The sequence below is a fragment of the Nostoc commune NIES-4072 genome (assembly GCF_003113895.1).
GTDB classification, from domain to species: domain Bacteria; phylum Cyanobacteriota; class Cyanobacteriia; order Cyanobacteriales; family Nostocaceae; genus Nostoc; species Nostoc commune.
The window spans coordinates 1947300-1973398 of sequence record NZ_BDUD01000001.1; the positions used below are offsets into that span (position 1 = coordinate 1947300).

Here is a 26099-nt window from a genome sequence, read left to right on the forward strand (position 1 = left end):
GATCGCAGCATAAACACATCATGATGAAACTCTAGGTTTTCCTGAGAGATTGATGCTTTTTGGGCGAGATTGTTTACTCCAGAATCAAGTTACACTGCTTTTGTTCAAGTGAACATATTGCTCGTTTACCTTGTAAACGCTCTCCCTTCTGTGAAATTTGAACATTACCAGACAAAGTAACTTGTCCTCCTCCTGGCACATATCGAATCTCATCAGCATTGGCTTCAATTTGAGCTTCTGGATATACCCAAGTAGCGTTGCCAATTGCTCTTATTTCTTTTGTACTCTCATCATAGTTTTGAACATCTGATCTGAGAGTCATTTGTCCCGTTTCAATCACTTGGGCAATAGTCTGCGCGTTTGCTTTTGTATCACCCGTTGAGTAGAGAAATGTTGAAACCCATTTAGGAATCTGCCCTGAAGTCATGGTTGGAATAACGAAAACAGCAGCGATCGCAATTGAGGCACAAGCGACTAGAGAGGCGCGGCGATTTAACCGCCCAAGCAAAAAGTTCATTTGATTCACTCCTTGGTCGGTCTTTTGATTTAAACTTGATTGGTGAGCCTGTAATAGTTTAGCTTCTAGTTGAGCCTTAAATGTCGGATCTGGCTCAATACTTTAGAATAATATTAACAAAGTTTCTATATAGTGTCCTTGTAAGGATGATGTACAGAATTTTTATATATATCACCGTGATTATGGTCACGACAGAGGCCAAGTAGATAAATTCAGGGTTCGTAACGTGGATGTTCTAATTGAGTCAACAAGGAGCTTTGAAAAGGATCTTGGCAGGCTGAGTGAAGATGAAAAAGCTACAACGGTTAAAAAAATTAATGATTGCGCCAGTCTTTTTCCAACTCAAAAAGCTGACGTTTATCGTAAGTTGCGTCGTCTTCCCCTACCTTCACATATTAATGGCTATGAATCTTCGCTCTACACGCTAAGGGTTTCGCAGAAACTAAGGGTAATTTTGACAGTTGACGAAGATCCAATTTTTGGGCAAGTTATTTTTACTCTTTTTCGAGTGGTTAAACACGATGACCTCGATAAAGCATATAAAGGTGTGGCAGAGTCTTTGTATCAAGGATTACTTCACCAAAATCAAGAAACTGCCCGGATCTCGTAAGTTGGTTTATGGCACAAACCCTTACTCTGTGTGATGAATACGGCATTATTTATCAAGCTATGAAGATTTTGGCAGATGACGAGCTAAAGATTGCTTTTCTTGAAGCCTTGGCAGAACTTGAAGATAACGAGTGTCACAGAACAAGAAAATTTCCAAAAACGAGGCTGCACAAAGTAAAAGGTGTGAAGCAGGCAATTTATCGTGCTGATATCGATAAAGTCTCAGGTTGGCGTATCCACGTTCAATATATTAATGGGCAAATTCATCTCAAGGATATTATCGAAGGGCAAAGACACGATGATGTAATTGAGGTGATTAAATCTAAAAAGGCACGCTATGAATAATCCTCATTATTAAGTAACATCACACCCAAAAAAGCCTTCGCACCGTAACGCCTCAATATGGTCGGTTGAGTTGCATAAGTTGTCTGCATCTAGTGAGCTTAGTCGTTAGTTTTCGGTAGCGAGTTTGAGTATCTACGCCATCTAATTTTTTAGTTTTTTATCTTGCCCATTGTCGTAAAATATAATGATAAAAAGCCTCTTTATCTACCTTATCCATTGCAGAAATTTTTCGACCCCCAGGAACTACTTTAGTACGTCCCTGACTAAGACCAGTGGTGATAATTTCTGTTTCCCATTCGCGTAATTGATAATATTCTGGGTGTCCTAGATAAGCTGTCGCTAGCACATCCCAAAAATAATAATCTTGGGGGATAACTAGTGCATAACATTGTCCGGCTAAATCAGAGATGGGATAGTGGCGTTGTCGCCCCATTTTGTATACTAACTCCGATGTGACTGGGACATTGTTAGTCAAATCCAAAGGACACATAATAATTTCAATTTGCGTTTGCCATACCCGCGCTGCTGAAACCGCATCCCAATAAACATTCCATTCGGCAGAACCATCTTGTCCTGCTTCCAAACTTTTTTCTACATTGCCACCAACATTTAATGCACCCCCCATCCACACAATTTTGTGAATCTTGGCTTCAATATCCGGTGCTTTGTCTAACGCCACTGCTACCGTGGTCAAGGGGCCAGTTACCATCAACGTTACGGGGTCTGATGCCTCCTGCAACACCTTGATTATGAAATCTTGACCTGTTTCGGCAACCAAAGGCGTAGTGATGGTTTCGCTTTGATTGAGAATGGGGAGATGGTCAACGATAAACGAATCACGGCGATAGAGAGTAGGAAATGGATTGATACCGCGCACAGTACTTTCTGCTACCGGAATATGAGAAAATCCCATCAAATCTATAATTTTACGTGTGGCGCTAACAGCAGGTTGAATGTAGCAATCTGCTGGAGTGACGACAACACCAAGAAGTTCAATATGATCCATCGTCAACAGCAACATAGTTGCTAAATAATCATCTACGCCGCCATCGTGATCCATTAATACTAGTTGTTTTGTCATAGAAGGAGAATTAATATGGATGAGTTTATGGAAGCTGCTATTCAAGAAGCAAAACAAGGCAGACAAGAAGGGGGAATTCCGATTGGTTCGGTTCTCGTCAAAGATGGCAAAATTTTGGGCAGAGGACACAATAAACGTGTGCAAGACGCAGATCCTGTCACCCATGCGGAAATTGATTGTCTCCGTAATGCTGGGAGAGTTGGCAGCTACAGAGGTACAACACTCTATTCAACTTTAATGCCGTGCTACCTGTGCGCTGGGGCAGTGGTGCAATTTGGGATTAAAAAAGTCATCGTTGGAGAATCCAGAACTTTTCCTGGTGCTAAAGAATTTATGGTATCTCACGGTGTGGAAGTAATTGATCTTAATCTTGATGATTGCGAACAGATGATGAGTGAGTTTATTGAAACTAATCCCGAACTTTGGAATGAAGATATCGGTAATTAGAGACGCGATTAATCGTACAAGAGAGACGCGATTAATCGGCGTCTGTACAAGAGAGATGCGATTAATCGTACAAGAGAGACGCGATTAATCGCGTCTGTACAAGAGTTGCTCGTGTCTTGGTGACTTTTGATAGGAGAATTATGGTAGGAGGTAGGAGCGATCGCTATCTAAAAAGTCACCAAGCTTCTAACCCAGACAAAAAAGTTACCTCCACATGGGCACTCATCACTCCTAACCTAGCAAAAGTGTGCTGTTATTATCAATCAGCGTCAGAGTTGCATTAGTAGCCATAGCGGGGTTTTGCTGCGCCAATGCACCATAGGACTGAATGTAACGCCGCACTTCTAGCGGAAAGTGGGGGTAATCTAATACTGCATCACCATCGGCAATAGTTGCCCAGAACTCGCGCAAACTAGGAGCTAATTTTTTTGCCTGTGATAATGGTAAGTTTAATGGAGAGTGAGTTAGTAGCTTGATGAGGAAGGGGAAAGAGCGATCGCCCATCCACTGCCGCGATGACTGTTGCAAGTCGGGGAACTCAGGCACTGACTCAACCCGATGAGATAAAATTTGCAACGATTCTTTACCTTGGTCATCCCGATGAAACTCTAGCACCCGATAAGGGTGAGGATAACTCACTAAAGAACCAGTGGTAATATCATACACTCCATCTGAGTAAGCAATATCCTGAACGTGCAAATGCCCCGTAAATACTAGTTTGACTCCGTAGCACCTTAGCAACTGCAACAGTTCTGCTGAATTGGACAACATGTATCGATTTGCCAGTGGATGGTTTGATTGATTAGGCAAATGCTCGACCACATTATGATGCACCATCACCAGAACTAATTCATCAACAGATGCCGCCAGCACCTCTTCTAACCACCGTAGCTGTTTGGCATCCAAACACCCCACCTGCTCACCTTGGTCATTAAAGGAGTTAGAATTCAGCCCAATCAGCTTAACTCCAGGCAATAACTGACGAACGTAGTAAATCTGTTGTGGATCTTCATAGCCATACTTTGTGTAATAGTAGGGAAAATCCGCAAAAGCAATTGATTGCTGATCAGCCCACAGCACAGGAACGTCATGATTGCCAGGAACAACATAGACAGGAAAAGGTAGCTGGGCTAAACACTGTTGCAACCAGGCGTGGTTCTCTGGTTCGCCATGCTGGGTTAAGTCTCCTGGTAACAATAAGAAATCTAAATCGAGTTGTGTTAAATGTTCTAGTACACTTTGAAACGCCGAGATACTGACTTCTACTAGGTGAAATCGGTTAGGATGATCCCAGATTGTGTGAGGAAGTGCCAGGTGTAAGTCACTGACTACTGCAAAGCGAAAATTGAGAGCCATTGATTTATGAAAATGTTAAAAGCAGAGGTTAAAACAAGCCTTTTCCCAAAAGTATAACGCTTGCTTTGTTTCGCTGCTCAGGAGTCCATTTACTTAATATTTGTATACATTGAGCATAGATTAAACGCTATGCTGACAATTAATTTCAAGGCTGAATATAACTATTAATCTGAAAAAATTATTAGAGATTTGATTGCTAAACTCAGAAAGTCAAACGCTCAGTGATTTAAATTCTCTAGTCGATATTTCTAAAACGCGCTTCAACCAAATTTATGTTTGTTGAGCAGCAGATAGCTTTTTCGTACTATCTGACCAGATTGTATGCTACTTAAAAAGCCAGCAAGTCAACTAACTCTGCTACTCATCTTTTCGGTAAAATAACTTAGCAGATCAGCAAGGAACAGGTTCAGGATCATGGCTCAAGCTAGTATTGGGATTATTGGTGGTAGTGGTCTGTATAAAATGGACGCGCTCAAAGATATAGAAGAGGTACATATCCAAACCCCCTTCGGTTCACCATCAGATGCTTTGATTCTGGGGACTTTAGATGGTACACGGGTAGCTTTTCTGGCGCGTCATGGTCGTAATCACGCGCTGTTACCCTCTGAGTTACCGTTTCGCGCTAATATCTATGCGATGAAGCAATTGGGTGTGAAGTATTTAATTTCAGCTAGTGCTGTGGGTTCTTTGAAAGAAGAAGCAAAACCACTGGATATGGTAGTTCCAGATCAGTTTATTGACAGAACGAAAAATCGAATTTCAACGTTTTTTGGTGAGGGAATTGTTGCTCACATTGCTTTTGGCGATCCGATTTGTAAGAATTTGGCTAGTGTGTTGGCAGATGCGATCGCATCTCTTAATTTACCAGAAGTTACTCTCCATCGCGGTGGCACTTATGTGTGCATGGAAGGGCCAGCTTTTTCCACCAAAGCGGAATCAAATCTTTACCGCAGTTGGGGTGCAACAATCATTGGGATGACGAATTTACCAGAGGCGAAGTTGGCTAGGGAAGCCGAAATTGCATACTCAACCTTAGCGTTGGTGACAGATTATGATTGTTGGCATCCAGATCACGACAGTGTGACGGTAGAATTGGTGATTGGCAATTTGCTGCGAAATGCTGTGAATGCTCAAAAAGTAATTCAAGAAACCGTGCGACGCTTGAGTGAAAATCCGCCGCCGAGTGAGGCGCATTCGGCGTTGCAGTATGCGATTTTGACTCAGTTAGATAAAGCACCAGCAGCGACGAAGGAAAAGTTAGGGTTATTGTTGCAGAAGTATTTGTAGTATAAGAATTCAGAATTTATTAAGGCTTGGAAACCCCAATTTCATAATTTGAAGAAATTAAGCAGCCTTACCACCCTTAATTTTCCAGCAATTATGACTGCTGATTTCTATAGAGACGCGATTAATCGCGTCTCTTGAATTCTTACAAAATAACTAATGGCAAATGACAGACAAGACCTCGCTGATATAATACCCATCTATGTTTGATAACGTCTGTCGCTTTTTAGCAGAGTCCTTTTCAGCCGATTTCGCCACCTGGTTACTTGGCGAATCTATTGCACTTACCCAACTCAGTCCATCAGAATTATCCCTCGAACCGATTCGAGCAGATGCGTTAATTCTGTTACAGTCAGATGAAATTGTTCTGCATATAGAATTTCAAACCGAAGCAAAAGCCGAAATTCCGTTTCGGATGACTGATTATCGATTAAGGGTGTATCGCAGATTTCCCCATAAGCGGATGCATCAAGTTGTTATTTATCTGCAACCCACCACATCTGAATTAGTCCAACAAACAGCTTTTGTTTTAGAAAATACCCGTCATGAATTTGGAGTCATTCGTCTTTGGGAACAACCAAGCGAGATATTTTTAAATACTCCTGGTTTGTTACCATTTGCAACCCTCAGTCAAACTGAGGATAAAACGCGAACATTGCAACAGGTTGCTGAAGCTATTGAGCAAATAAATGATATCCGAACACAAAGTAATATTGCTGCGTCAACGGCAGTCTTATCTGGGTTAGTATTAAACAAGGAACTGATCAAAAGGTTATTACGGAGTGATGCTATGCGCGAGTCTGTAATTTATCAGGATATCCAGCAGGAAAAAGCTTTATCGATTATTATCCGACAACTTCGCCGTAAGGTCGGAACTGTTCCACCTGCACAGCTATTGAAAATTCAAGCTTTAGACTCAACACATTTGGATGATTTAGCAGAGGCTTTACTTGATTTTTCGAGTTTAACCGATTTAGAAGCTTGGTTAGCACAAAATCAAGGTTAATATACAGAATTGAGGAATTTTCCGAGTCAGAATAGTTTCTTAAATTAGAGCAAAAGCGATCGCTACGACGGGCGTAGCTGTGGCACTATTCAGTTAAAGCTTATAGGACTTACGCAAAAATTGCTAAAAAGCTTAATTTCTCGAACCGCCAAGACGCCAAGAGCGCCGAGAATTCGTAGAGTGTGCGTAAGTCCTAGCTTAATTTCTCAATCCCTTAAAAAAGGGGGAACTATACTAATACTGTTAATTATTGTAGAGACGTTGCAATGCAACGTCTCTACAATTCGTGTAACCGGGTATGCCACCCATGCAAAATCGGCATAGTAAACAATCCCCACGCCAAACCCGTAATCAACCCAAAAGGCGTAACCAGATAGTTATTAAAACTCCACAAACCAAAAATCTGTGCTGCCAATTCCAAAGGATAAGCCATCATCAGCACACTAGCTAAAGCTACACCACTCCAGCCATACTGTTTCAACCAGTAAAAACCTTTACCATCTGTTACTCCATACAACAGACGAGTGATCAGCAAACCCGTCACAGTACCGTAGCAGCGCATACACACAGCCATAATAAACGGTGGTGCCAAATCTAACCCCATATTTGGTTGCGGACATACATGATTACCCATGAAATAAATGATGTCCGCAATCCCAAGAAGCAAAGACACTCCAGACGCAGCCAAAAAGGGAGCGATAGGCGGGCCAAAAACCATCCCTACTAACAAGAAATCAGCAATCAAACTAACCCAATTAACCTGCAATTCACTGAAAGCTACTCTTGTCATCTTCCTTTCTTCACGCCCTTTGCGTCTTTGCGGTACCCTGCGGGAAGCCGTTTCACGTCTACGTTCTCTTAACCTACCTTATTAACATAAGGACTTGTCAACTTATCCAACTGCTGAATCAACAGACTTAAGAATAATCCCACATCTGTCACCACACCCACCGATTCTACAGAACCGCGATCGCTTAACTTAGTTACCACAGCTGGATTAATATCTACACACACCATTTTCACCCCGGCTGGAGTCATATTTCCCACACCAATGGAGTGCAGCATTGATGACAGCATCAAAATCATCTCCGCACCTTCTAGGTGTTTAGCATATTGTTCCTGTGCTTGAATCAAATCCATTACGGTATCAGGCAAAGGCCCGTCATCCCGAATCGATCCTGCAAGCACAAAAGGCACATTATTGTGGACACACTCATACATCACGCCACTTTTAATTGCCCCCGCCTCTACAGCTTTGGGAATGCTGCCATAACGGCGGATACTATTAATTACCTTCAGGTGATGGCGATGTCCACCATGTACGGCGACACCCCGCTTCATGTCTACACCCAAGGAAGTGCCCATGATATTTTGCTCAATGTCGTGAACTGCGATCGCATTACCACCTAGCAACGCTTGCACGTATCCTTCCCGAATCAGTTGCGCCAAGTGTTCGCCGCCACCAGTGTGAATCACTACCGGGCCAGCCGTGACAACTACCTTACCACCAGCATCACGGATTTTCCGCAATTCCCAAGCCACTTGCTCTACAACCAATTCCACGCGCCGTTCGCTAGAAACCCCAGCCGACATAAAGCTGAATTCTTGGGTGCTGCGGAGTTCCCGCGATTCAGTTTTGCGGATGGTGCGGATACCTAGCACATCTACAATTACTCGTTCGCCAACTTTTAAATCGCGTAATATTTTACACCGAGCAACTAAGCCATTGGCAGTTTGGGTAATTGCGATCGCGCCATCCATCCGTTGATTTTCCACCTTCACCCATTGGCCATTAATTCTGACTTCAGTGGGATAAATTGTACTAACGTAGAAATCATCAGGTGCAACGCCGTCTTGAATTACCGGCTCCAGTTTTGCGTCTCGCTCATCATGCGGTAAATCTACAGCACCCAAATCAATCAACCGGGAGATGATTTCTTCCATCACCTCATGGGATGGCGCTGATACCCTAACTTCTGCGGCTGATGTACTTTGGCGCTGTTCTCCCAAGTTAAAATTCAGGACTTGGAAGCTTCCCCCAGCATCTATAATCAAATCCAAAGCGCGGTTAATTAAGCCTGCATCCAGCAAGTGTCCCTCCATGCGAATGACACGGCTTTCTACCGAGACATTGGCATGAATTTCATCTCTAACTGGTTCTGTTACCCGCAAAGTTAAGCATTTAGCTGCACCACCAGCTTTGAGAAATTCGGTAAGCGGTGTTTCCAACACTTGAAAACCTACATCTGCAAGGCGAGTTTTTAAAGCCTCACTCGCCTTGTTCATGATGACGATGCTATCTACATTCACCGCATTACAAGCGAAGTTGACTGCATCAGCCTCTTCAAGCGCAATTCGCTTTTCGGGTGCGACTCGCATTTCGATTAAGCGGTTGGAGTAAGAATCAAAAGCGCCTGGATAATATAGCAAATAGCCATTTGCTAGGGGACAAAAGCAAGTATCTAAGTGATAGAAACGTTCGTCTATGAGTCGCAGGGACAGCACCTCAATATCTAGCCATTTAGCTAAATAAGGGTGAGAATCTAATTCCGAGCGGAAACCGTATCCCGCCCATAACCAGCGTCCTTCTCGATCCAGCAGTGCGTCCCCTGCTCCCTCAAAAGGCAAATCTTTGGGAAGTTCATTGACTGTATAACCATTTGCCTCAAACCATTGTTTGAAGAAAGGCTCCTCTCCCTGACGTTCTTTGTGCAAAAAGCGACTGAGGACAACATTATTCCCCAATACTAAGCCAGCGTTGGCGGTAAAAACCAAATCTGGCCAACCTTTTTCAGGTGGTACTAAGTCTACAATGGCGTGTTGTTTGAGGATCTGGTTTAGTCCCTGCCACTGTTCCACGGCGCGATCGCGCGATGACTTGTGAATATTCCCTTCCATCCAAGGATTAATCACATAGTCCACATCGTAGTGGTCAGGAGGGCACATCAAAAAGCGAATACGGGAAGTCATAAAAATCTTACAAGCGTTTTATATACTAGCTTATTTGGGATACAGATTTTCGATCTACTGAAATTCACTACAATCTGCTACTAGAGCTTCTATCTTTTGATAGTTGAAGGTTTTACAAAGGGTTCACTATTAATTCTATTACTGGTAGATAGTAATTGGTCATTAGTCATTAGTCATTAGTCATTGGTCATTGGTCATTAGTCATTGGTCATTAATATTCTTCCCCTGCCTCCCCTGCCCTTTAAATATCACTCGTAGGTTAAAAATTAATATCAATCAGCCTAATAAGTGGCACAATTAGAGCCAAAATATACTTTAACTTAGATGAAAAATTAAGTATATACTTATACTGCTGCCGCTTATGTCATCGCCCCTTGAGCGCCCACTAAAACTTGAAATCAGACTGCCATCCTCCCATCCTCATTTATTAGAAGGACTAGATATCTGGCTGCGTTTGGGTTTGATATCCGATGCCCAAGTTAAGCAGCTATGCCGAGAATTCTTGGTGTGTACGGTGGTGTTGCAACCCCAAGCTGAAGCTAAAACAAAGGTAGCGTTTGTAACTTCCAACCCCGTGCAGCAACTGCCCGTAGCAGCTTCACAATCTAGTAGCCGTAAACAACCGCAGCAAAAACCAGCCAAACCCAACTTTATCAGCACAATGTTGCAGTCCTTGGGGGCAGAACTGAGTGTGCGTTGGCTACTTTTTCTAGGGGTATTCTTGGTAGTAGTGTCCTCTGGGGTACTGGCTGCGAGTCAATGGGAGAGGTTTCCGGCTTCTGGACAGTATGGAGTTTTATTTGCTTATACTTTGACTTTCTGGGGATTAAGCTTTTGGGCAACTAGGCAAAGCAACCTTAGATTAACGGCTCAGACATTGCTAATTGTCACCATGCTGTTAGTGCCAGTGAACTTTTGGGCAATGGATAGCTTTCGATTGTGGCAAAATCCTTTAGATTGGATTGTAGTTGCGATCGCCTGTCCTATCCTCACTGCTATAACTGTTTTACTCTCCCAAAATCGCAGTATTTTTCCCAATTTACTTATCGGCAAATTACCTCTAATAAATATTCTGGGGCTAAGTTATTTGCATTGGGGTTGGCAATTACCAGGATTTCCCTTGATTGCCGTTTATGTGGCAATGATCGGCACAACTATTATTACCGTTTATCACAATTACCAACAGCCTAGTCCTATCAGTGAAGAAGATCGGCCTGATCGCCGCCGAGCAAGTATTAGTTTACCTGCCACTGTAATTATTTATGCTTTGATAGTGCTGCTAGTGCGGGCAATTTTCGTTGTCCGGGTAGATGTGACGCAGTTGGGGTTAGCTATTGGTATTTGTGGCTGGCTCGTAACTTGGCTAGCAGAGAAGGGGAAGGCAGGGGGCAGGGGGCAGGGAGAAACAATTCAAAATGACGCTCGCGGACTCGCTAACGCTGCGCTAACAAAATTCAAAATTCAAAATGACTCTCCTTCATCTCCTCCATTCCCTTCATCCTTGTTACTCTGGGAAAGACTGGGCGGCACTCTACTCTTCTTGGGTTGGCTGGTTTCGGTAGTAAATTATCCGATGTCAGCAATAGCTGTAAGTGGTTTGGGTCTGTGGTTTGTGGGAAATCGCTTGCAGCAGTACAGTTTAAAATTAGACTTTGCAGCAGTTTTCGTCATTGGGTTACAGACGATTTGGCTAGGTTGGCGATTAGTACCTGATAGCTTACAGAAATTAGCGATCGCAATCGGTACTCAACTTACTAATTCTCAAAATGAACCTTGGGCGTTGCTGAGTGTAGCTTTATTTCCATACGTAATTTTGATGGTGGCGCTCACAGATAACCTGCATCGCAACGAAAAGCGAGAATTGGCTAAATTTGGTGAACTGCTTACCCTTTTATTTGGAGCTTTTTTAACAACGATCGCTATAGTAAACCCGGCATTGCGATCGCTAAATTTGCTATTTTCTACCATCACTCTGGCATTCGTCACTCAACGCCGCTCCCCCGCATCCCTTCCCCTGATATATCTAACTCACATCATAGGAGTGCTGACTTTTTGCTTTACCATTAATTGGTTATTACCAACCCTGAATCATCAAGTCTGGGCAAGTATTTTATTAGCTCTGATGGTTGCAGAATGGGTATTTAGTTTAAGCGAAGGATTATGGCGACATACTGCCTGGGACATCGGTTTAGGACTAGCCGCCGCTAGTTTTTTCCTATTGTGGATGAATGCAGAACCATCTTGGTATGGCATAGCTGATGGACAAGCTCATTGGGGAGTCTTATGGCTAGTTACGCCTATAACTCTCACAGGTATTGCCAATGCCACAATTATAGAGCGTCGCCTGACTAGCCGTTATTTGAGTGTATTGGCTGTGGGAGTTGCCCAGTTACTGACTTTACAGCTACCAGAAACCAGATTAATCGGTTTAGCCGTAGGTACGGGATTGATGTTTGTAAATACGCGCTATTTGCGAAACCAAATATCTGCGGTAATTACAGAAGGATTTCTTCTGAGTTTCATTGTGGCACTTTTATGGGTAGGCATACCTGGCTTACCTCGCCTCGCACTATCAGGTTGGTTTGTCGTCGGAGCGATCGCAATCCTAATTCTATGGTTAACGCGGACAGTTTTGAACCAACGCGGTAACGAATTACCAGTTATATATGCAGCTGCAAATGATAAATGGGCGATCGCCTTGTGTGGTTTTGAGTTATTCAGTTTAACGTTACAATCAATACTAATTTACTCAGGGTTTATTACTTCTGGATTTTTGTACTTAGCTGCCACTGCAATCACCTTGACAGCTATTGTTTATCGCAGTTGGCGAGAACCGACAAATTGGGCATTTTATGGCATCGGTTGGTCTTTGGAATTGTTGACTGCCCAAGGGCTGGGATTTGGGGAACGATCAATAGTTAAGATTGCAATTGCAAATATTGCTTTAGGTTTAACTGCTCAACTTGTCGGCGAGTGGTGGCGGCGACGACATCAATTAGAAAGGCTTCCTAGCAGTTTTCATATTTTGCCATTAATTTATGCTGCATTCAGTGTATTGCTGCGTGTGAACACTTTCACCGAATGGACTGGTTTGTATTCCTTGGGTGTAGCTCTAATTATCATTGGCGTAGGGCGACGCCGCGAAGACTTTAAACCCCTGTTGTACTTAGGAATTATTGGCGTATCAATTTCTGCCTATGAACTTTTGTTCTATCAAATGTTACAAGCTTCAGGAGGAGCATTAGGCGATGGATTGATTGCCATGTCTACCCTTGGCGCAAGTATTATGTATGCTTACCGCATCCTATCGCCTTGGTTGGTAAGCTACTTACGGCTGACTCCTCAAGAACTGAAAGGAATTGCCCATATTCACTGGGCTTGGAGTAGCTGTTTATTAATGGCTGCCATTCCTCTTCCCATTGCAGTTAACCGTTTAGTGGGATTGGGAACGGGGGTATTTTTGATTCGTTATGCCATCTTTCAAGGACGAAATTCGCGCACTTCCCCCAGCATTTTTGGAGGAATCACAATAGCCGAAATGTGGGTTTACCTTGGCTTATTAGAGGTAGCCGGGATGAGGGTTTATTGGCGCGAGACAGCAGTGGGACGATTTTGGGCTGGGCCATTAGTTCCGTGGAACGGTGCGATCGCCTGTGTGGTAGCCTATTTTCTGTACATATTACCTTGGGAAAATTGGGGTTGGTCTAAAAGACCTTGGCAGCAAGCCGCCTATATCATACCACTGATAATTTTATGGGAAACTAGACTGCAAACTTACCCAATTACCTTGCTACTCGCAGCTGGATTTTACATCTTCCTTGCAAAGGTGGGTGAAAACATCCGTTTCACTTATGTTAGTGTGGCGTTGATTGATTGGGCACTTTACCGTTGGTTTGATTCCTTACGCTTGACTGATGCTTTATGGTATGTAACACCCATTGGGTTATCACTGCTTTACATTGCTCAAGTAGATACTCAACTGAAGCTACCAGAGAATAAAAGCGCTCGTCATATTCTGAGATTGCTAGGTAGTGGTTTAATTTGTGGGTGGGCAATTTTCTTTAATCAAAATGCAGCCTGGATACCTGGAATTTTCAGCCTCATCGCCATTTTTGCCGGATTAGCTTTGCGAGTTAGGGCTTTTCTCTACATTGGTACAGCCACTTTTTTAATTACTACAATCTATCAATCAGTCATTTTTAGTTTGCAGTACTCCTTTTTAAAATGGGTTGTTGGCTTGCTAGTTGGCATTCTCCTGATTTACATTGCCGCTAACTTTGAAACCCGTCGCGCTCAAATAACTTCCTTAATTCGTAGCGCCATTGATGAATTTCAATCATGGGAATAAGGATAGCAACGCAAGGCAAAAGTCAGCAGATTTTTTCTAGCGATCAAACTGTGTTAAAAGGTAAGGGAAAATTCCATCCTTTCCCCTTTACCCCACTTCTGCAATCCGAACCCTATTGCAACAAAGCTCATGCCCTGCGGAATATATGCTGTAATCAATCACCAGCATTTCCTATTGCATTAATCGCAGCTTCTAAGGCGATCGCTACATGAGTCCAATGAGTTCCCCCCTGGCAATAAACCACATAGGGTTCACGTAAAGGCCCATCTGCCGATAATTCTAAGGTACTCCCTTCAATAAATGTCCCACCAGCCATGACTACCTTGCTCTCATACCCCGGCATTTCATCTGGAACAGGGTCAAGATAGGAACCGATGGGAGAATGCTGTTGTATCGCCTTACAGAAGGCAATTAGCTTTTCGGCAGAACCGAGTTTGATTGCCTGAATTACATCTCCACGGGGAGCCAAGGGTGCGGGATTCACTGGATAACCAAGTTTGTCAAACACATAACCAGTTAAGTATGTCCCTTTCATCGCCTCTCCTACCATTTGCGGAGCCAGAAATAAGCCTTGGAACAGCAGACGATTTTGGTCAAAAGTAGCGCCGCCATAACTCCCAATACCGGGAGCCGTGAGGCGACAGGCCGATGCTTCCACTAAGTCGGCGCGACCAGCAACATAACCGCCAGCGCTGACAATGGTACCACCAGGATTTTTAATCAATGACCCCGCCATTAAATCAGCACCTACGGCTGTAGGTTCCCTGGTTTCAATAAATTCGCCGTAGCAGTTATCCACAAAGCAAACGGTGTTCGGATTTTGCTGTTTGACTAAGTGGAGGATTTTTTCAATATCAGCAATTGATAAACTAGGACGCCAAGAATAGCCACAAGAACGCTGAATTAGCACTAAACGAGTATTTTCAGCCACACTAGTAGTTAAAGCTTGCCAATCTATAGTTCCCTCTGGGGTTAGCTCCAATTGTCGGTAATTTATGCCAAACTCAAGAAGGGAACCTTGACCTTGACCCCGTAAACCAATGACTTCTTCAAGCGTATCGTAGGGAGAACCGACCACTGCTAACATTTCATCTCCAGGACGGAGAACACCAAACAAAGCACAAGCGATCGCATGAGTTCCTGAAACGAACTGCACCCGCACGGCCGCAGCTTCAGCGCCCATAACTTCGGCAAAAACTTTATCTAAAGTTTCTCGTCCTAAATCATCGTGACCATAGCCACTTACACCAGCGAAGTGGTGTGCGCCTACACGGTGATTACGAAAAGCATCCAGCACTCGTTTTAGATTATGCTTGACCTGAGCGTCAATTCCAGAAAAAATTTCTAATAGTGCCTGTTCTGCTTGCCGCAGCTGTTCTAAGCTGTTCATCAGTTCCTCGTTCAAAAAAAATTAAATTATAGATATGCGGATTTTTAGATCGCGCAGACTAGGCTGGAAAATTCTTTCTTCAGGTTACTGCATGACAATTGCTACCTCAACTAAACCTCAAATTAACTGGGTTAATACCCTGTTCTTCATTGCACTGCACATCGGCGCTTTATTTGCCTTTGTTCCTGGTAACTTTAGCTGGACGGCAGTTGGTGTGGGTTTCTTGCTGTATTGGGTGACTGGCGGCTTAGGCGTTACTCTAGGATTTCATCGCCTTGTCACCCACCGCAGTTTTCAAACTCCCAAGTGGCTAGAGTATCTTTTGGTTTTCTTTGGAACACTCTCGTGTCAAGGAGGCCCTATTGAGTGGGTCGGGACACATCGCATTCATCATCTAAACTCTGATACTGACGCTGATCCCCATGACTCTAATAAAGGCTTCTGGTGGAGCCACATGGATTGGCTGATTCATTATTGTCCCGCTCACGCTGATGTTCCTCGTTTCACCAAAGACATTGCCGAAGACCCAGTTTATCAGTTTTTAGAAAAATATTTCATTTTGATCCAGGTTGCTCTAGGCGTATTGCTTTTACTTCTGGGTGGCTGGCCCTTTGTTATTTGGGGAATTTTTGTTCGCATTGTCTGGGTTTATCACTGCACCTGGTTGGTGAACAGCGCTACTCATAAGTTTGGCTATCGGAGCTATGATTCTGGTGATAGATCGACTAATTGCTGGTGGGTAGCCGTACTAGTTTTCGGTGAAGGCTGGCATAACAACCATCATGCTTTTCAATACTCAGCTCGTCATGGGCTGGAATGGTGGGAAATCGATTTAACCTGGATGACTGTTCAATTGCTGCAAGCAGTTGGTTTGGCTACTAATGTGAAGTTGGCCCCAATAAAAACTAGTTAGGAGTAGAGACGCGATTAATCGCGTCTGTACAAAAGTTATGATGCGTAACGTTTTTAACTCATAACTCATCACTTTTAACTCCTTCCTTTTCAAAAAGCTATTTACTGGTGCGCTTGTGTCCGTTAGATTGCTATAATCCGAAGCGCTAATATTAAGAATTTTTGCGGCAAGTTACTTTTTTGGTGACTTGGTGGAGGAGTTTGTTGTTTCTCAGGTGTCCATGACTACATCAATAATTAATAGCCAGAAACTAAGTGACGAGCCTAGTAATTCCGACTTTCGGCTCAAAGATATTGTTAAAACCCTGCCACGGGAATGTTTTCAGCAGAACCGTCGCAAAGCTTGGACACAAGTACTGCTCAGTGTCTTGGCGGTTGGCTTGGGCTATTACAGCCTGATCGTTACTCCTTGGTTTCTCTTGCCCCTAGCTTGGGTTTTTACGGGCACTGCTTTAACAGGTTTTTTTGTAATTGGGCATGATTGTGGTCACAGGTCTTTTGCCAAACGTCGTTGGGTGAATGATTTGGTGGGGCATTTCTTCATGATGCCGTTGATTTACCCCTTTCACAGTTGGCGCATTAAGCATAATTATCACCATACTCATACCAACAAGCTGGATGAGGATAATGCTTGGCATCCAATTAGACCAGAAGTGTTTGAAGATTGGGATAAAATCCGGCAGTCTGCTTTTGAGTTGTTCATGCGTAAACGCCTCTGGTGGGTAGGTTCCATTGGACATTGGGCTGTGGTGCATTTTGATTGGCGGAACTTCAAAACGAAAGACCAATCGAGTATCAAGCTTTCTGTGGCTGTAGTAGTTGTGTTTGCGGCGATCGCTTTCCCACTTCTCATCGCCACAACTGGTATCTGGGGATTTGTCAAGTTTTGGCTAGTGCCCTGGATGATTTACCATTTTTGGATGAGTACTTTTACTATTGTTCACCACACTGCCGCAGATGTTCCTTTTGCGACAGCGAACAAGTGGAACGAAGCTTTAGCACAGCTAGCTGGCACTATTCATTGCGATTATCCGCGCTGGGTAGAAATCCTATGCCACGATATCAATGTTCATGTCCCTCATCATATTTCCACTGCGATTCCTTCTTATAATTTGCGGCTAGCTTACAGCAGCATCAAAGAAAATTGGGAGCCTTATCTGCATGATGAGTGTCAGTTTTCTTGGCCTTTAATGAAGCAGATTACAGACCAATGTCAACTATACACAACTGATGTTGGTTATAAGACTTTCAAGGAATATTATACAGGGCGATAAATAGCGCTGTGATTACACTCACGCTCTTGAACCAACGAGAGCGTTTATCATGCTGTGTTTAAATAGAATCTGGCAATTTTTTATTAACTAAAATTGTTAGGCAAATTGCCAGAAATTATCCTCTTATATGTTAGCGATCGCTAGTTTCGTGGGCATCCTAGAGGTGAGATAATTTTGTCTCAAATAAAGTTCCGATTTACATCCAACAAAAAAATCCAGTGCCATCAAATATCATCAGTTTCAACAATCCTCTTAGCGGTGAAACGTCTGAGGATACGACTAAATTACCTTTCACTCTTCAAGATTTAAAAGCTTCAATTCCTGCTGAATGCTTTCAGCCCAATGTGACAAAATCACTTTTTTACTTCTTTCGTGACATCCTGATTATCGGTCTGCTTTATGCAGTTGCTCATTACCTAGATTCTTGGCTTTTCTTCCCAATTTTCTGGTTAATGCAAGGAACAATGTTTTGGGCTTTGTTTGTAGTCGGACATGACTGCGGACACCAATCTTTTTCTAAGCATAAATGGCTCAATGATTTGATTGGACATCTTTCTCACACACCAATACTTGTTCCTTATCATGGTTGGCGGATTAGTCACAGAACTCATCACAAAAATACTGGCAACATCGATAATGATGAAAGCTGGTATCCTGTAAGCGAATCACAATATAAGGACATGCCTTTAGCCCAAAAGATAGGCAGATATTATGTTTTTCTCTTGGCTTATCCTGTGTATTTGTTTAAGCGTTCTCCTAATAAAGAAGGCTCCCACTTTTTGCCTAGCAGTTCGCTTTTCAAACCATCGGAAAAATGGGATGTCCTAACTAGCACTATACTTTTGATTGGCATGGTAGGTTTGCTAGGTTTCCTCACCTACCAATGGGGTTGGATGTGGTTGCTAAAATATTACGCTGTGCCTTACCTTGTGTTTATAGTTTGGCTAGATTTGGTGACGTTCTTGCACCACACCGAGCCAGAGCTTCCTTGGTATCGTGGAGAAGATTGGACTTTTTTAAAAGGCGCAATTTCTAGTATTGATCGTGATTATGGTTTGGTTAATCATATCCATCACGATATCGGTACTCATGTTGCTCACCATATATTCCTTAACATCCCTCACTACAATTTGCTCAAAGCAACTGAGGCAATAAAACCAGTGATGGGTGAATATTTCCACAAATCGGAAGAACCAATTTGGAAGTCAGTATGGAATTCATGCATCAACTGCCATTTTGTCCCTGATACTGGTAGTAAGGTTTACTACACATCCAACAATAAGCTAACTAAAGATTAAGACTCAGATTCCCGGCTTCTTTAAAGAAGCCGGGAATCTTGTATTTTCGTCAATGCTTTCTGACTTAACCATTTAGTACTGCCTAATTTAGATATTTTAGAAAAGTTGTATTAAAGATTACTTAAAGACTTTACTAAAACTTACCTTTTAAGGGGCGTTGGCGTAGCCCGCCGCAGGGATCGCATATTACATTATTAGTGATTCTAACTCTGGGAGTATTTGAGTATCCTTAGCCTGCGGTAAATTTCAACTTCCTAGCTGTAAAATAAAATATAGATAAATGACGTTCGCTGATTCTAGGGCGATCGGAACCTTTGCGCTAGACGCTCTTTCTTGCTTATGCAGAGACACCAGTTAAGTTTATCTAAATGTAGTGACTTAAGACCATTACCTGCTAGGGTTATAAATCAGTACAGACTAGACTATATATAGTATAGACAATTTACCCAAAAGTCTTTCTAACTTTAAAATCAGAGGTATCAATGATTATAACTAATTTTAGCAAACAAAGAAATGAATTTAAGGAACCTAAAGTACTCAAAGCTAAACCACATTGGCAAGGACAAAATTTGAGCGATACTCCCATCAAAAGTAAAGACCCTAAGACAGAAGATACAGCACCCGATAGTTCGATTTTAAATAACTTGAATCGTGGTCGAGTTGCTATTTTTATTGATGGCTTAAGTCTGTTTCATACAGCTTTACAACTCGGTATAGAAATTGACTACGTTAAATTGCTTTGTCATTTAACTAACGGTTCAAGACTATTACGTGCTTTCTTCTATACTGGGGTTGATATCAGTAATGAAAAGCAACAAGGTTTTTTATTGTGGATGCGTCGTAATGGCTATCGTGTAGTAGCTAAAGATATCGCGCAACCAGCAGAAAATTTCAAAAAATCAAATTTGAACGTAGAAATTGCTGTAGACATGATAACCTTAGCTCCTTATTATGATACTGCGGTTTTAGTCAGTGGCGATGGGGATCTAGCTTATGCTGTGAACGCCGTCAGCAGAATGGGGGTTCGCGTAGAAGTGGTGAGTCTACAAAATACCACTAGTGAAAGCTTGATTGATGTTGCTGATTGCTTCATTGACCTTGATAGTATTAAGACACACATTCAAAAAGATTCTAATGTTGGCTATAGTTATCGCACGCCTTCAAATTCAAACCTTTAAAACTGTATTTCAAATCTATCGAAATTTATACTGAGTTATTGCAAGCCTGTAGAACTTTTATCAGGTTGAGTGGGGTTTGAATCCCCATTCATACTGGTTAGATTCCTTAGTACAGCTTGGTAAAAATCCATCTACAATCTCCAAACACATGAGGAGGTTAAGCCGTTTGTTTAAGACTCTTATTAAAGGTAGGTAAACTTCCGTCACAGTATACTAGTAGTCTGTCCCAAAAGTTTTGAGAGGTTAGTGGTGTTCAGATCCCCGACTTCTTGAAGCTAGCAGCCCCGCAAAATTAATGGGACAGACCATTAGTTGCCAGTTCTATTTGCGTATTTTGCTTGGTCTTAATTGAAATGGATATTTTAATAGTTGAAGATGAACCAGAAATTGCTCATTTAATTGAACTCTCTTTAGAAAAAGAAGGATTTTTTTGTCGCACTAGCCGCGATGGAATGAATGCTTTGCGGATGTTTCAAGAGCAACCACCTGATTTAATCATTCTAGATTTAATGATTCCTGGTTTGGATGGGTTGGAAGTTTGTGCTAGAATTCGCCAGAAACCAGGTGCCAAAGATCCTTACATTTTGATGCTCACGGCTAAGGGTGAGGAAATTGATCGCGTCATTGGTCTATCTACTGGTGCTGACGATTACATGGTCAAACCTTTTAGCCCCAGAGAGTTAGTCGCTAGGGTGCGGGCACTATTGCGGCGTAGCCTCCGCCAAGGGGGACAGCATCAAGTCAATCGTACCCAACACTTTATTGTCGATGTAGACCAGCGCACTGCTAGTCGTCAGATGGATTCTCAAGAAGTTGAAGTTTTGGACTTAACTACTCTAGAATTTAACTTGCTAACTACCTTTGTCAGCAATCCTGGTCGAGTTTGGAACCGCACTCAACTAATTGATAAACTATGGGGAGATAACTTTTTTGGCGATGAACGAGTGGTGGATACTCATGTAGCTCGGTTGCGAAAAAAGATTGAGCCTGATTCGGCAAATCCTACTTTTATTAAAACTGTTGTTGGGGTGGGCTATAAATTTGAAGATCCTCTGGTAGGGTAAATCTTATGAAAATGGGGCTGAGAACGCGCCTATTTCTCTCCCACTTAGTTGTAATGCTCGTGGGGGTAGCTAGTTTGGTGAGCATCAGCAAAATTTCTTCCCCTCGTTTGTTTGTACTGCATTTGGAACGATTAGAAAATCAGGGGTTTGACTTAATCGATGTTCGTACTGAATTGGTTGCAGGATTTGAACTTGCTTGGCAGCGAAGCACTATTTGGTCAGTCTTAGTCGGTACCACCGCCGCCGGAGGATTGAGTTACTGGGTGTCCAGACGGATTATGCAGAGGTTGACCGAGATGGAACAAATCACCCAAAAATTTGCTGCTGGTCAGATGGATGCACGACTACCTATGTCTGACATTCCCGAACTTAATAGATTGGGTGCTAGTTTCAACCGGATGGCAGCCAGTTTAGAAGGGGTAGAAGCGCGGCGGCGAGAAGTGATTGGAGACATGACCCATGAATTACGGACACCGTTAACAGTGGTGCGTGGTTACTTGGAAGAATTGGCTGATGGGGAAATTGAAGCATCTCCTGAAATTTATCGGCGTTTAGCTAAAGAAACTAAGCGCTTAGAGCGATTGGTGAACGATTTACAAGAACTATCTAAGGCAGAAGCTGGTTATTTGCCAATTAATATCCAACGGGTAAATCTGCGTCCGTTATTAGAATCATTAGTGGAGAAATTTACCGACCAACTGTTGGAGGATGGGCCAGTTCTGGTATTGCAATGTCCATCTGTGCTGCCTCCTGTATTAGCAGATATTGACCGCACAGAACAGGTGTTGGTCAATTTGCTAGGTAATGCAGTGCGTTACACGAATGAAGGTTCAATTACCATTTGTGTTGGAACTGAAGGATCTCAACTCTGGATTGCGGTTATAGATACAGGTATTGGTATCGCTCCAGAAAATTTGCCTCATGTGTTTGAGCGCTTCTGGCGAGCCGATCAGTCGCGCGATCGCCATTCGGGAGGTACTGGTATTGGTTTAACTATTTCCCGTCGTTTGATTGAACTACAAGGCGGTCAGATTCAGGTAGAAAGTGAGTTGGGAGTTGGCAGTACGTTTCGGTTTTTTCTGCCTTTAGCTTGAGATAAAAGATTGACACAATGTAGTCACTGCTGTGTCATACCCAATTGCTAATTTGAAAGTATCCAAATTCTTTGTTTTTTGATGGATGCGGAAATTTTGGCAGTACATAGAGTCTAATATTATGTCTACTTTTATTTTGGCTGCTTTTTTAGTTAGTTTACTCAGTGTTTCAGGTTATGCTGCGATCGCCTACCTGTTCCCTCAAAATCGTTCCTAAGACTGACCAAATAACAATTTGCTATTCAATCTTAAAAAGGGATTGCAAAAATTTAGCAATAAATTCACGGTTCTTGGTTCGATGTCTTATTGATCAGCAGTGACGATCGCGATCGCAAAGCCATCATATCCTTTGCTGCCCACTGTCTGGATTGCCGTGGCGCAAACGCGCGGCTCAGAGGCGAGTAGTTCGTTGAAGCGACGTACTCCTTGGACGCTAGGATCGCTGCTGGTAGCATCAATCACTGTTCCGTTACGCACAACATTATCGGCAATGATTAGACTACCGCGACGGGAAAGCTTGAGCGCCCATCTGAAGTAATCTGGATTGTTTGGCTTGTCGGCGTCAATGAAGATTAGGTCAAATGTATGACCTTCGGCAGCAATCTGTGGCAACGTAGAGAGTGCCTGTCCGAGGCGCAGCTCAACAATATCGGACAGACCAGCGTGGGCGATGTTGGTGTGGGCGACTTCGGCGTGCTTTGGGTTGGCCTCCAGCGTAATCAGACGGCCGTCGCTAGGTAACGCCCGCGCTAGCCAGATGGTACTGTAGCCGCCCAGCGTGCCAATCTCTAGAATGGTTCGCGCCCCTTGAATTTGTGCCAACAGCAACAGCAGCTTGCCCTGGTTTGGCGAAACGTTATGCGGTGGTAATCCAGCTGCGGCGCTAGTCTGGAGCGCCGCATCCAGCGCAGGGTCGGGCGGTACAAGTAAATCGTTAAAGTAATGATCGACCGCAGTCCATTGCTCTTGAGTCATAAATTCTCGCTTTTTACCCTATCTATAAAAGAATTACTCAAGATTAGGTGTCAGATATTGCTTCATTGGAAAGGATTGTAATGATTTCATCCAATGGGCGATCGCGATGGCATTCTTCTGGTGTTTCCTTACTCAAGGAGGTTTCTTTGACCAAGCGGTAAACGTCGGCTGCGCCGTAAAAAATCCTTTCAGTCAGACCTAACTCTTTAAAAGTTTCTGCAATCTCTTCCATTTCTCCTATCCAACGATGCGCTTTTGGTGTCATCGATGGAATCGAACGGGTTAATATGCTAGCAAGTTCCTGTTGGCTACTAGACACTTCATCCCATAGTTGCTTATCCAATCCTAAACGATGGGCTGCTATTAGTAATTCTGTGCCGATTGCTGTAAGTCCTTTTGTCAGGGCTGCATAGGACATTTTCAAACCGGAAGCTTGACCAATTTCATCACCTATCACCCGCACATCCAAGCCATGATCCCGCAGTTGTAGGAGTTGACTGGCTTGTTTTCCTGAAACATAAATGCGGGTGCGATTGGGAACTCGTGGTGGTGGGCCAATAATTGATGCATCTACGAATGTTCCCCCAACTGATTCAATAAGTTGGCTGATACTAATGACTTTTTGGGGTGCGATCGCATTACAGTCAACATAGAGAATGGGTTTACCAACATTGCTGATCGCTTCAGCTACAAGATTCGCTGCTTCGCTGGCTGCTGCGGGAACTAGAACTGACAAGACTACATCAGATTCAATTACTAGTTGCGTGAGGGAACCCACATCTTGAATGTTGGCTGCGGCTGCTAATTGCCGAGTTCGTTCACTGCGATTGTCTAGAGCAGCAATAGTTTTCAATCCATTTTGATTGAGAACAGCTGCGATCGCTTGTCCCATATCACCTGGACTTAAAATACCAATAGTTTGGATAGGCATGGAAAGTTTTATATTTACTTTGTGGCTTACAAGTTAATTCAGGTAATTGAGCCTTAACAAAAAACTATAAATCGATACATATACCGTATTTAAATCAAACCACGGATAAGCTTAACAAGCAAGCTATCTGCTGAGAGATAGGAAGGAGGCAGGAGAACAGGGATTTTAATGAATTGCAATTAATAATTTTTTTGATAGCTCGGTCAATTACTGAAGATGAAGATTAGACAACTAATGGTTTAAAAGCTTTACAGGAGTTGGGATAGAAGCACTTTTTTGGAGCTGAGGAATTTTTACACTTACCCTTTTGCGCATTGTTTAGATTGAGAATAATAACACCGGATGCAATACTGCGTAGGTTTCGCCTTGAGTTAAAATTTCTGACCTGTAGTAACTTCAAATCTAACTTCTCCTTGGTTGCTAATTCCTAAGTCGCCTCGAATCAGGCCAAAGGATGACTTGAATCGCAATCCTAAGCCGTAACCAAAGCCACTTCCAGGTTTGTCTCGTAGCACTCCTGGTTCTCCCAATACGGTTTCGCTAGACCCGAAATCTGAGGCGAGGTCAGTAAAGAGAACTCCTCCGATTGATTGTAAAATTGGAAAACGATATTCAATAGAAGCTAAACCATAACTGCGACCACTGGCAACTTTACCATAACCGTAACCTCTGACAGAATCTAGCCCACCAATATTAAAGGCATCTGCTGGTGGAAAGTCTCCAATAGTCGTACCAATTTGTAAATTAATCGCCAACATTTCTGGATTGTCGGTTAGCCGACCATTCCCTATCCAACTGACTGGTAAATACTGAATATAGTCTCCCTGTAAGCGGTTGCTGGAAATGTTACCCAGTCCAATGGGAATCGCTTGTTCTGTGCTGAGGGTGAGGATTGATCCTTGAGTTGGATTGTCTTTGCGATCGCGTTGATCTTTAGACACAGCAAATGATACAGTAAATAGATCATCAATGCCAGTACCGCTCACAGATAGGGGACTCCCTAATCTATCCACTTGTACAACGTTATATTCTTGATCGCGTAGGCTAATCCGGGTATAGTTGAGAGCCACTGATGTATCCCACTCATCAAAAGCTCTTAAAAGTGCCACAGAACCACCAAACCTTCCTTCTCGCACTTTGTTACCGTTTGACAATCTGATATCTTCGTTGAAGGTTCCTGATATATTTCGACTACGAAAACCTCTAATGCTATAGCCTAAGCGGTTTGGTTCTCCAGGACGATAAGGACTAGTGAATTGACCATTAAACTGGATATCTTCACTGCTCAACTGCACAGTTGTATCTAATTTATCGTTAAGACCGCTAATATTTGCATCTTTGTAACCTACCCGCCCGTATAGCCCAACATCATCGTTATTTCCGCCTCCTAAGATTAAAGAAGGGAAGCTGCGCTCTTTGATTTTATAGATGATTTTAACACTAGAAGCATCTTGTTCTCGATCAACATTTACTTGATTAAATGACTCTAATCTCCTCAATCGTTGCAAGTCTGCTTGAAGTAAATCTTCACGGAATACCTGACCAGGTTTGAGTTTCAGCAGACCAATGATAAAATCTGTCTGAGTCCGCCCTTTAATTGGCTGACCTTTATCATCAAGCGACTCACCTTTGCCATTAATAAAAAGAATTTCGATATCTTTGACAACTTTTTGGGAAAATTCAAGAGTCTGGTTATCTCCTGAAGTTGCTCCTATATAATTACCATATTTGGCATACTCTCCTATATGGATCGTAGCTTCCGGGCTAACAATACCACTAGATTCATCCTGAGTAGAAGATTGCGAGTCTGCAAGGGCCTCTGCATTTTTCCCACTCATTAACATTACTGCGATGCCTACGGCGGCAAGCAACGCAATTACAGTTATTTGAACTCGCATATTTAAAATCCGTTAGTGTTATTAACTTTACCACGTAGAGCGGATCTCTTGTGCGTAAGTTCTATATAAACCTTGCTATTGGATATCCCAAAATTCGGTTGTTTGCGCCAGTACTTAGTATA

Annotated in this window: 21 protein-coding genes; 12 read left to right on the forward strand and 9 right to left on the reverse strand. The window is 42.9% G+C overall.

What is annotated here, in order from left to right; genetic code table 11:
- Positions 1-73: 73 nt before the first annotated feature.
- Positions 74-517 (reverse strand): LptA/OstA family protein, encoded by a 444-nt coding sequence (locus CDC33_RS08765; protein ID WP_109008161.1) that lies wholly within the window; start codon positions 515-517, stop codon positions 74-76.
- A gap of 226 nt (positions 518-743) precedes the next feature.
- Here CDC33_RS08765 and CDC33_RS08770 point away from each other — a divergent pair, with 226 nt between their 5' ends.
- Complete coding sequence (locus tag CDC33_RS08770) at positions 744-1127, forward strand: hypothetical protein (RefSeq protein WP_109008162.1); 384 nt, start codon at positions 744-746, stop codon at positions 1125-1127.
- An 8-nt stretch (positions 1128-1135) separates the two neighbouring features.
- Positions 1136-1471, forward strand: coding sequence for a hypothetical protein (locus CDC33_RS08775; RefSeq protein WP_109008163.1), 336 nt, complete (start codon positions 1136-1138; stop codon positions 1469-1471).
- 157 nt (positions 1472-1628) lie between these two features.
- On the opposite strand, the gene CDC33_RS08780 is transcribed toward CDC33_RS08775, so the two are convergent.
- Entirely contained in the window at positions 1629-2552 is a 924-nt protein-coding gene (locus CDC33_RS08780) for a nucleoside hydrolase (RefSeq protein WP_109008164.1), read from the reverse strand.
- A gap of 15 nt (positions 2553-2567) precedes the next feature.
- Here CDC33_RS08780 and CDC33_RS08785 point away from each other — a divergent pair, with 15 nt between their 5' ends.
- The gene (locus CDC33_RS08785; protein WP_100896992.1) at positions 2568-2999 is read left to right on the forward strand and encodes a nucleoside deaminase; all 432 of its coding nucleotides are present in this window, start codon (positions 2568-2570) and stop codon (positions 2997-2999) included.
- 231 nt (positions 3000-3230) lie between these two features.
- Here CDC33_RS08785 and CDC33_RS08790 read toward each other — a convergent pair whose 3' ends face one another.
- On the reverse strand, positions 3231-4355 hold the full coding sequence (locus CDC33_RS08790) for a metallophosphoesterase family protein (protein WP_109008165.1): 1125 nt from the start codon (positions 4353-4355) through the stop codon (positions 3231-3233).
- Between the two features lie 414 nt (positions 4356-4769).
- Here CDC33_RS08790 and CDC33_RS08795 point away from each other — a divergent pair, with 414 nt between their 5' ends.
- A complete protein-coding gene (locus CDC33_RS08795; protein ID WP_109008166.1) occupies positions 4770-5642 on the forward strand; it encodes an S-methyl-5'-thioadenosine phosphorylase in 873 nt (290 codons plus the stop codon).
- Between the two features lie 199 nt (positions 5643-5841).
- Positions 5842-6645 (forward strand): Rpn family recombination-promoting nuclease/putative transposase, encoded by an 804-nt coding sequence (locus CDC33_RS08800; protein ID WP_109008167.1) that lies wholly within the window; start codon positions 5842-5844, stop codon positions 6643-6645.
- 277 nt (positions 6646-6922) lie between these two features.
- Here the strand turns inward: CDC33_RS08800 and CDC33_RS08805 are convergent, their stop codons facing one another.
- On the reverse strand, positions 6923-7435 hold the full coding sequence (locus tag CDC33_RS08805; RefSeq protein ID WP_109008168.1) for a DUF2085 domain-containing protein: 513 nt from the start codon (positions 7433-7435) through the stop codon (positions 6923-6925).
- A gap of 68 nt (positions 7436-7503) precedes the next feature.
- The gene (gene argZ, locus CDC33_RS08810) at positions 7504-9615 is read right to left on the reverse strand and encodes a bifunctional arginine dihydrolase/ornithine cyclodeaminase (RefSeq protein WP_109008169.1); all 2112 of its coding nucleotides are present in this window, start codon (positions 9613-9615) and stop codon (positions 7504-7506) included.
- A gap of 361 nt (positions 9616-9976) precedes the next feature.
- Here argZ and CDC33_RS08815 point away from each other — a divergent pair, with 361 nt between their 5' ends.
- Positions 9977-13963: a DUF2157 domain-containing protein gene (locus tag CDC33_RS08815; protein WP_109008170.1), complete on the forward strand. Its 3987-nt coding sequence runs from the start codon at positions 9977-9979 to the stop codon at positions 13961-13963.
- A 154-nt stretch (positions 13964-14117) separates the two neighbouring features.
- Here CDC33_RS08815 and CDC33_RS08820 read toward each other — a convergent pair whose 3' ends face one another.
- Positions 14118-15353, reverse strand: a complete 1236-nt coding sequence (locus CDC33_RS08820; RefSeq protein WP_109008171.1) for a methionine gamma-lyase family protein — start codon at positions 15351-15353, stop codon at positions 14118-14120.
- A gap of 91 nt (positions 15354-15444) precedes the next feature.
- On the opposite strand from CDC33_RS08820, the gene CDC33_RS08825 reads away from it, so the two are divergent.
- The 6 genes from CDC33_RS08825 (at position 15445) to CDC33_RS08850 (ending at position 22173) form a co-directional block, all read left to right on the forward strand.
- Positions 15445-16266, forward strand: a complete 822-nt coding sequence (locus tag CDC33_RS08825) for an acyl-CoA desaturase (RefSeq protein WP_109008172.1) — start codon at positions 15445-15447, stop codon at positions 16264-16266.
- A gap of 220 nt (positions 16267-16486) precedes the next feature.
- Positions 16487-17539 carry a fatty acid desaturase gene (locus tag CDC33_RS08830; RefSeq protein ID WP_109008173.1) on the forward strand — a complete coding sequence of 351 codons (1053 nt, stop codon included), beginning with the start codon at positions 16487-16489 and terminating at the stop codon, positions 17537-17539.
- Positions 17540-17757: 218 nt separating this feature from the next.
- Complete coding sequence (locus CDC33_RS08835; protein WP_109008174.1) at positions 17758-18837, forward strand: fatty acid desaturase; 1080 nt, start codon at positions 17758-17760, stop codon at positions 18835-18837.
- Between the two features lie 482 nt (positions 18838-19319).
- Positions 19320-20015, forward strand: a complete 696-nt coding sequence (locus tag CDC33_RS08840) for a LabA-like NYN domain-containing protein (protein WP_109008175.1) — start codon at positions 19320-19322, stop codon at positions 20013-20015.
- A gap of 353 nt (positions 20016-20368) precedes the next feature.
- A complete protein-coding gene (locus CDC33_RS08845; protein ID WP_109008176.1) occupies positions 20369-21079 on the forward strand; it encodes a response regulator transcription factor in 711 nt (236 codons plus the stop codon).
- A gap of 5 nt (positions 21080-21084) precedes the next feature.
- Positions 21085-22173, forward strand: coding sequence for a sensor histidine kinase (locus CDC33_RS08850; RefSeq protein ID WP_109008177.1), 1089 nt, complete (start codon positions 21085-21087; stop codon positions 22171-22173).
- Positions 22174-22476: 303 nt separating this feature from the next.
- Here CDC33_RS08850 and CDC33_RS08855 read toward each other — a convergent pair whose 3' ends face one another.
- The 3 genes from CDC33_RS08855 to CDC33_RS08865 all read right to left on the reverse strand — a co-directional run bounded on the left by CDC33_RS08855 (position 22477) and on the right by CDC33_RS08865 (position 25977).
- Complete coding sequence (locus tag CDC33_RS08855; protein ID WP_109008178.1) at positions 22477-23148, reverse strand: O-methyltransferase; 672 nt, start codon at positions 23146-23148, stop codon at positions 22477-22479.
- A 43-nt stretch (positions 23149-23191) separates the two neighbouring features.
- Complete coding sequence (locus CDC33_RS08860) at positions 23192-24079, reverse strand: NAD(P)-dependent oxidoreductase (protein WP_109008179.1); 888 nt, start codon at positions 24077-24079, stop codon at positions 23192-23194.
- Between the two features lie 371 nt (positions 24080-24450).
- Positions 24451-25977, reverse strand: coding sequence for a BamA/TamA family outer membrane protein (locus CDC33_RS08865; RefSeq protein WP_109008180.1), 1527 nt, complete (start codon positions 25975-25977; stop codon positions 24451-24453).
- Positions 25978-26099: the final 122 nt, after the last annotated feature.

What these genes read in the sequence shown, in the direction of transcription:
- argZ (WP_109008169.1), bottom strand. Translation starts at nt 9,615, where the DNA reads ATGACTTCCCGTATTCGCTTTTTGATGTGCCCTCCTGACCACTACGAT.
- CDC33_RS08860 (WP_109008179.1), bottom strand. Translation starts at nt 24,079, where the DNA reads ATGCCTATCCAAACTATTGGTATTTTAAGTCCAGGTGATATGGGACAA.
- CDC33_RS08775 (WP_109008163.1), top strand. Translation starts at nt 1,136, where the DNA reads ATGGCACAAACCCTTACTCTGTGTGATGAATACGGCATTATTTATCAA.
- CDC33_RS08825 (WP_109008172.1), top strand. Translation starts at nt 15,445, where the DNA reads ATGACAATTGCTACCTCAACTAAACCTCAAATTAACTGGGTTAATACC.
- CDC33_RS08805 (WP_109008168.1), bottom strand. Translation starts at nt 7,435, where the DNA reads ATGACAAGAGTAGCTTTCAGTGAATTGCAGGTTAATTGGGTTAGTTTG.
- CDC33_RS08865 (WP_109008180.1), bottom strand. Translation starts at nt 25,977, where the DNA reads ATGCGAGTTCAAATAACTGTAATTGCGTTGCTTGCCGCCGTAGGCATC.
- CDC33_RS08790 (WP_109008165.1), bottom strand. Translation starts at nt 4,355, where the DNA reads ATGGCTCTCAATTTTCGCTTTGCAGTAGTCAGTGACTTACACCTGGCA.
- CDC33_RS08780 (WP_109008164.1), bottom strand. Translation starts at nt 2,552, where the DNA reads ATGACAAAACAACTAGTATTAATGGATCACGATGGCGGCGTAGATGAT.
- CDC33_RS08820 (WP_109008171.1), bottom strand. Translation starts at nt 15,353, where the DNA reads ATGAACAGCTTAGAACAGCTGCGGCAAGCAGAACAGGCACTATTAGAA.
- CDC33_RS08840 (WP_109008175.1), top strand. Translation starts at nt 19,320, where the DNA reads ATGATTATAACTAATTTTAGCAAACAAAGAAATGAATTTAAGGAACCT.
- CDC33_RS08800 (WP_109008167.1), top strand. Translation starts at nt 5,842, where the DNA reads ATGTTTGATAACGTCTGTCGCTTTTTAGCAGAGTCCTTTTCAGCCGAT.
- CDC33_RS08855 (WP_109008178.1), bottom strand. Translation starts at nt 23,148, where the DNA reads ATGACTCAAGAGCAATGGACTGCGGTCGATCATTACTTTAACGATTTA.
- CDC33_RS08795 (WP_109008166.1), top strand. Translation starts at nt 4,770, where the DNA reads ATGGCTCAAGCTAGTATTGGGATTATTGGTGGTAGTGGTCTGTATAAA.
- CDC33_RS08850 (WP_109008177.1), top strand. Translation starts at nt 21,085, where the DNA reads ATGAAAATGGGGCTGAGAACGCGCCTATTTCTCTCCCACTTAGTTGTA.
- CDC33_RS08815 (WP_109008170.1), top strand. Translation starts at nt 9,977, where the DNA reads ATGTCATCGCCCCTTGAGCGCCCACTAAAACTTGAAATCAGACTGCCA.
- CDC33_RS08845 (WP_109008176.1), top strand. Translation starts at nt 20,369, where the DNA reads ATGGATATTTTAATAGTTGAAGATGAACCAGAAATTGCTCATTTAATT.
- CDC33_RS08830 (WP_109008173.1), top strand. Translation starts at nt 16,487, where the DNA reads ATGACTACATCAATAATTAATAGCCAGAAACTAAGTGACGAGCCTAGT.
- CDC33_RS08785 (WP_100896992.1), top strand. Translation starts at nt 2,568, where the DNA reads ATGGATGAGTTTATGGAAGCTGCTATTCAAGAAGCAAAACAAGGCAGA.
- CDC33_RS08765 (WP_109008161.1), bottom strand. Translation starts at nt 517, where the DNA reads ATGAACTTTTTGCTTGGGCGGTTAAATCGCCGCGCCTCTCTAGTCGCT.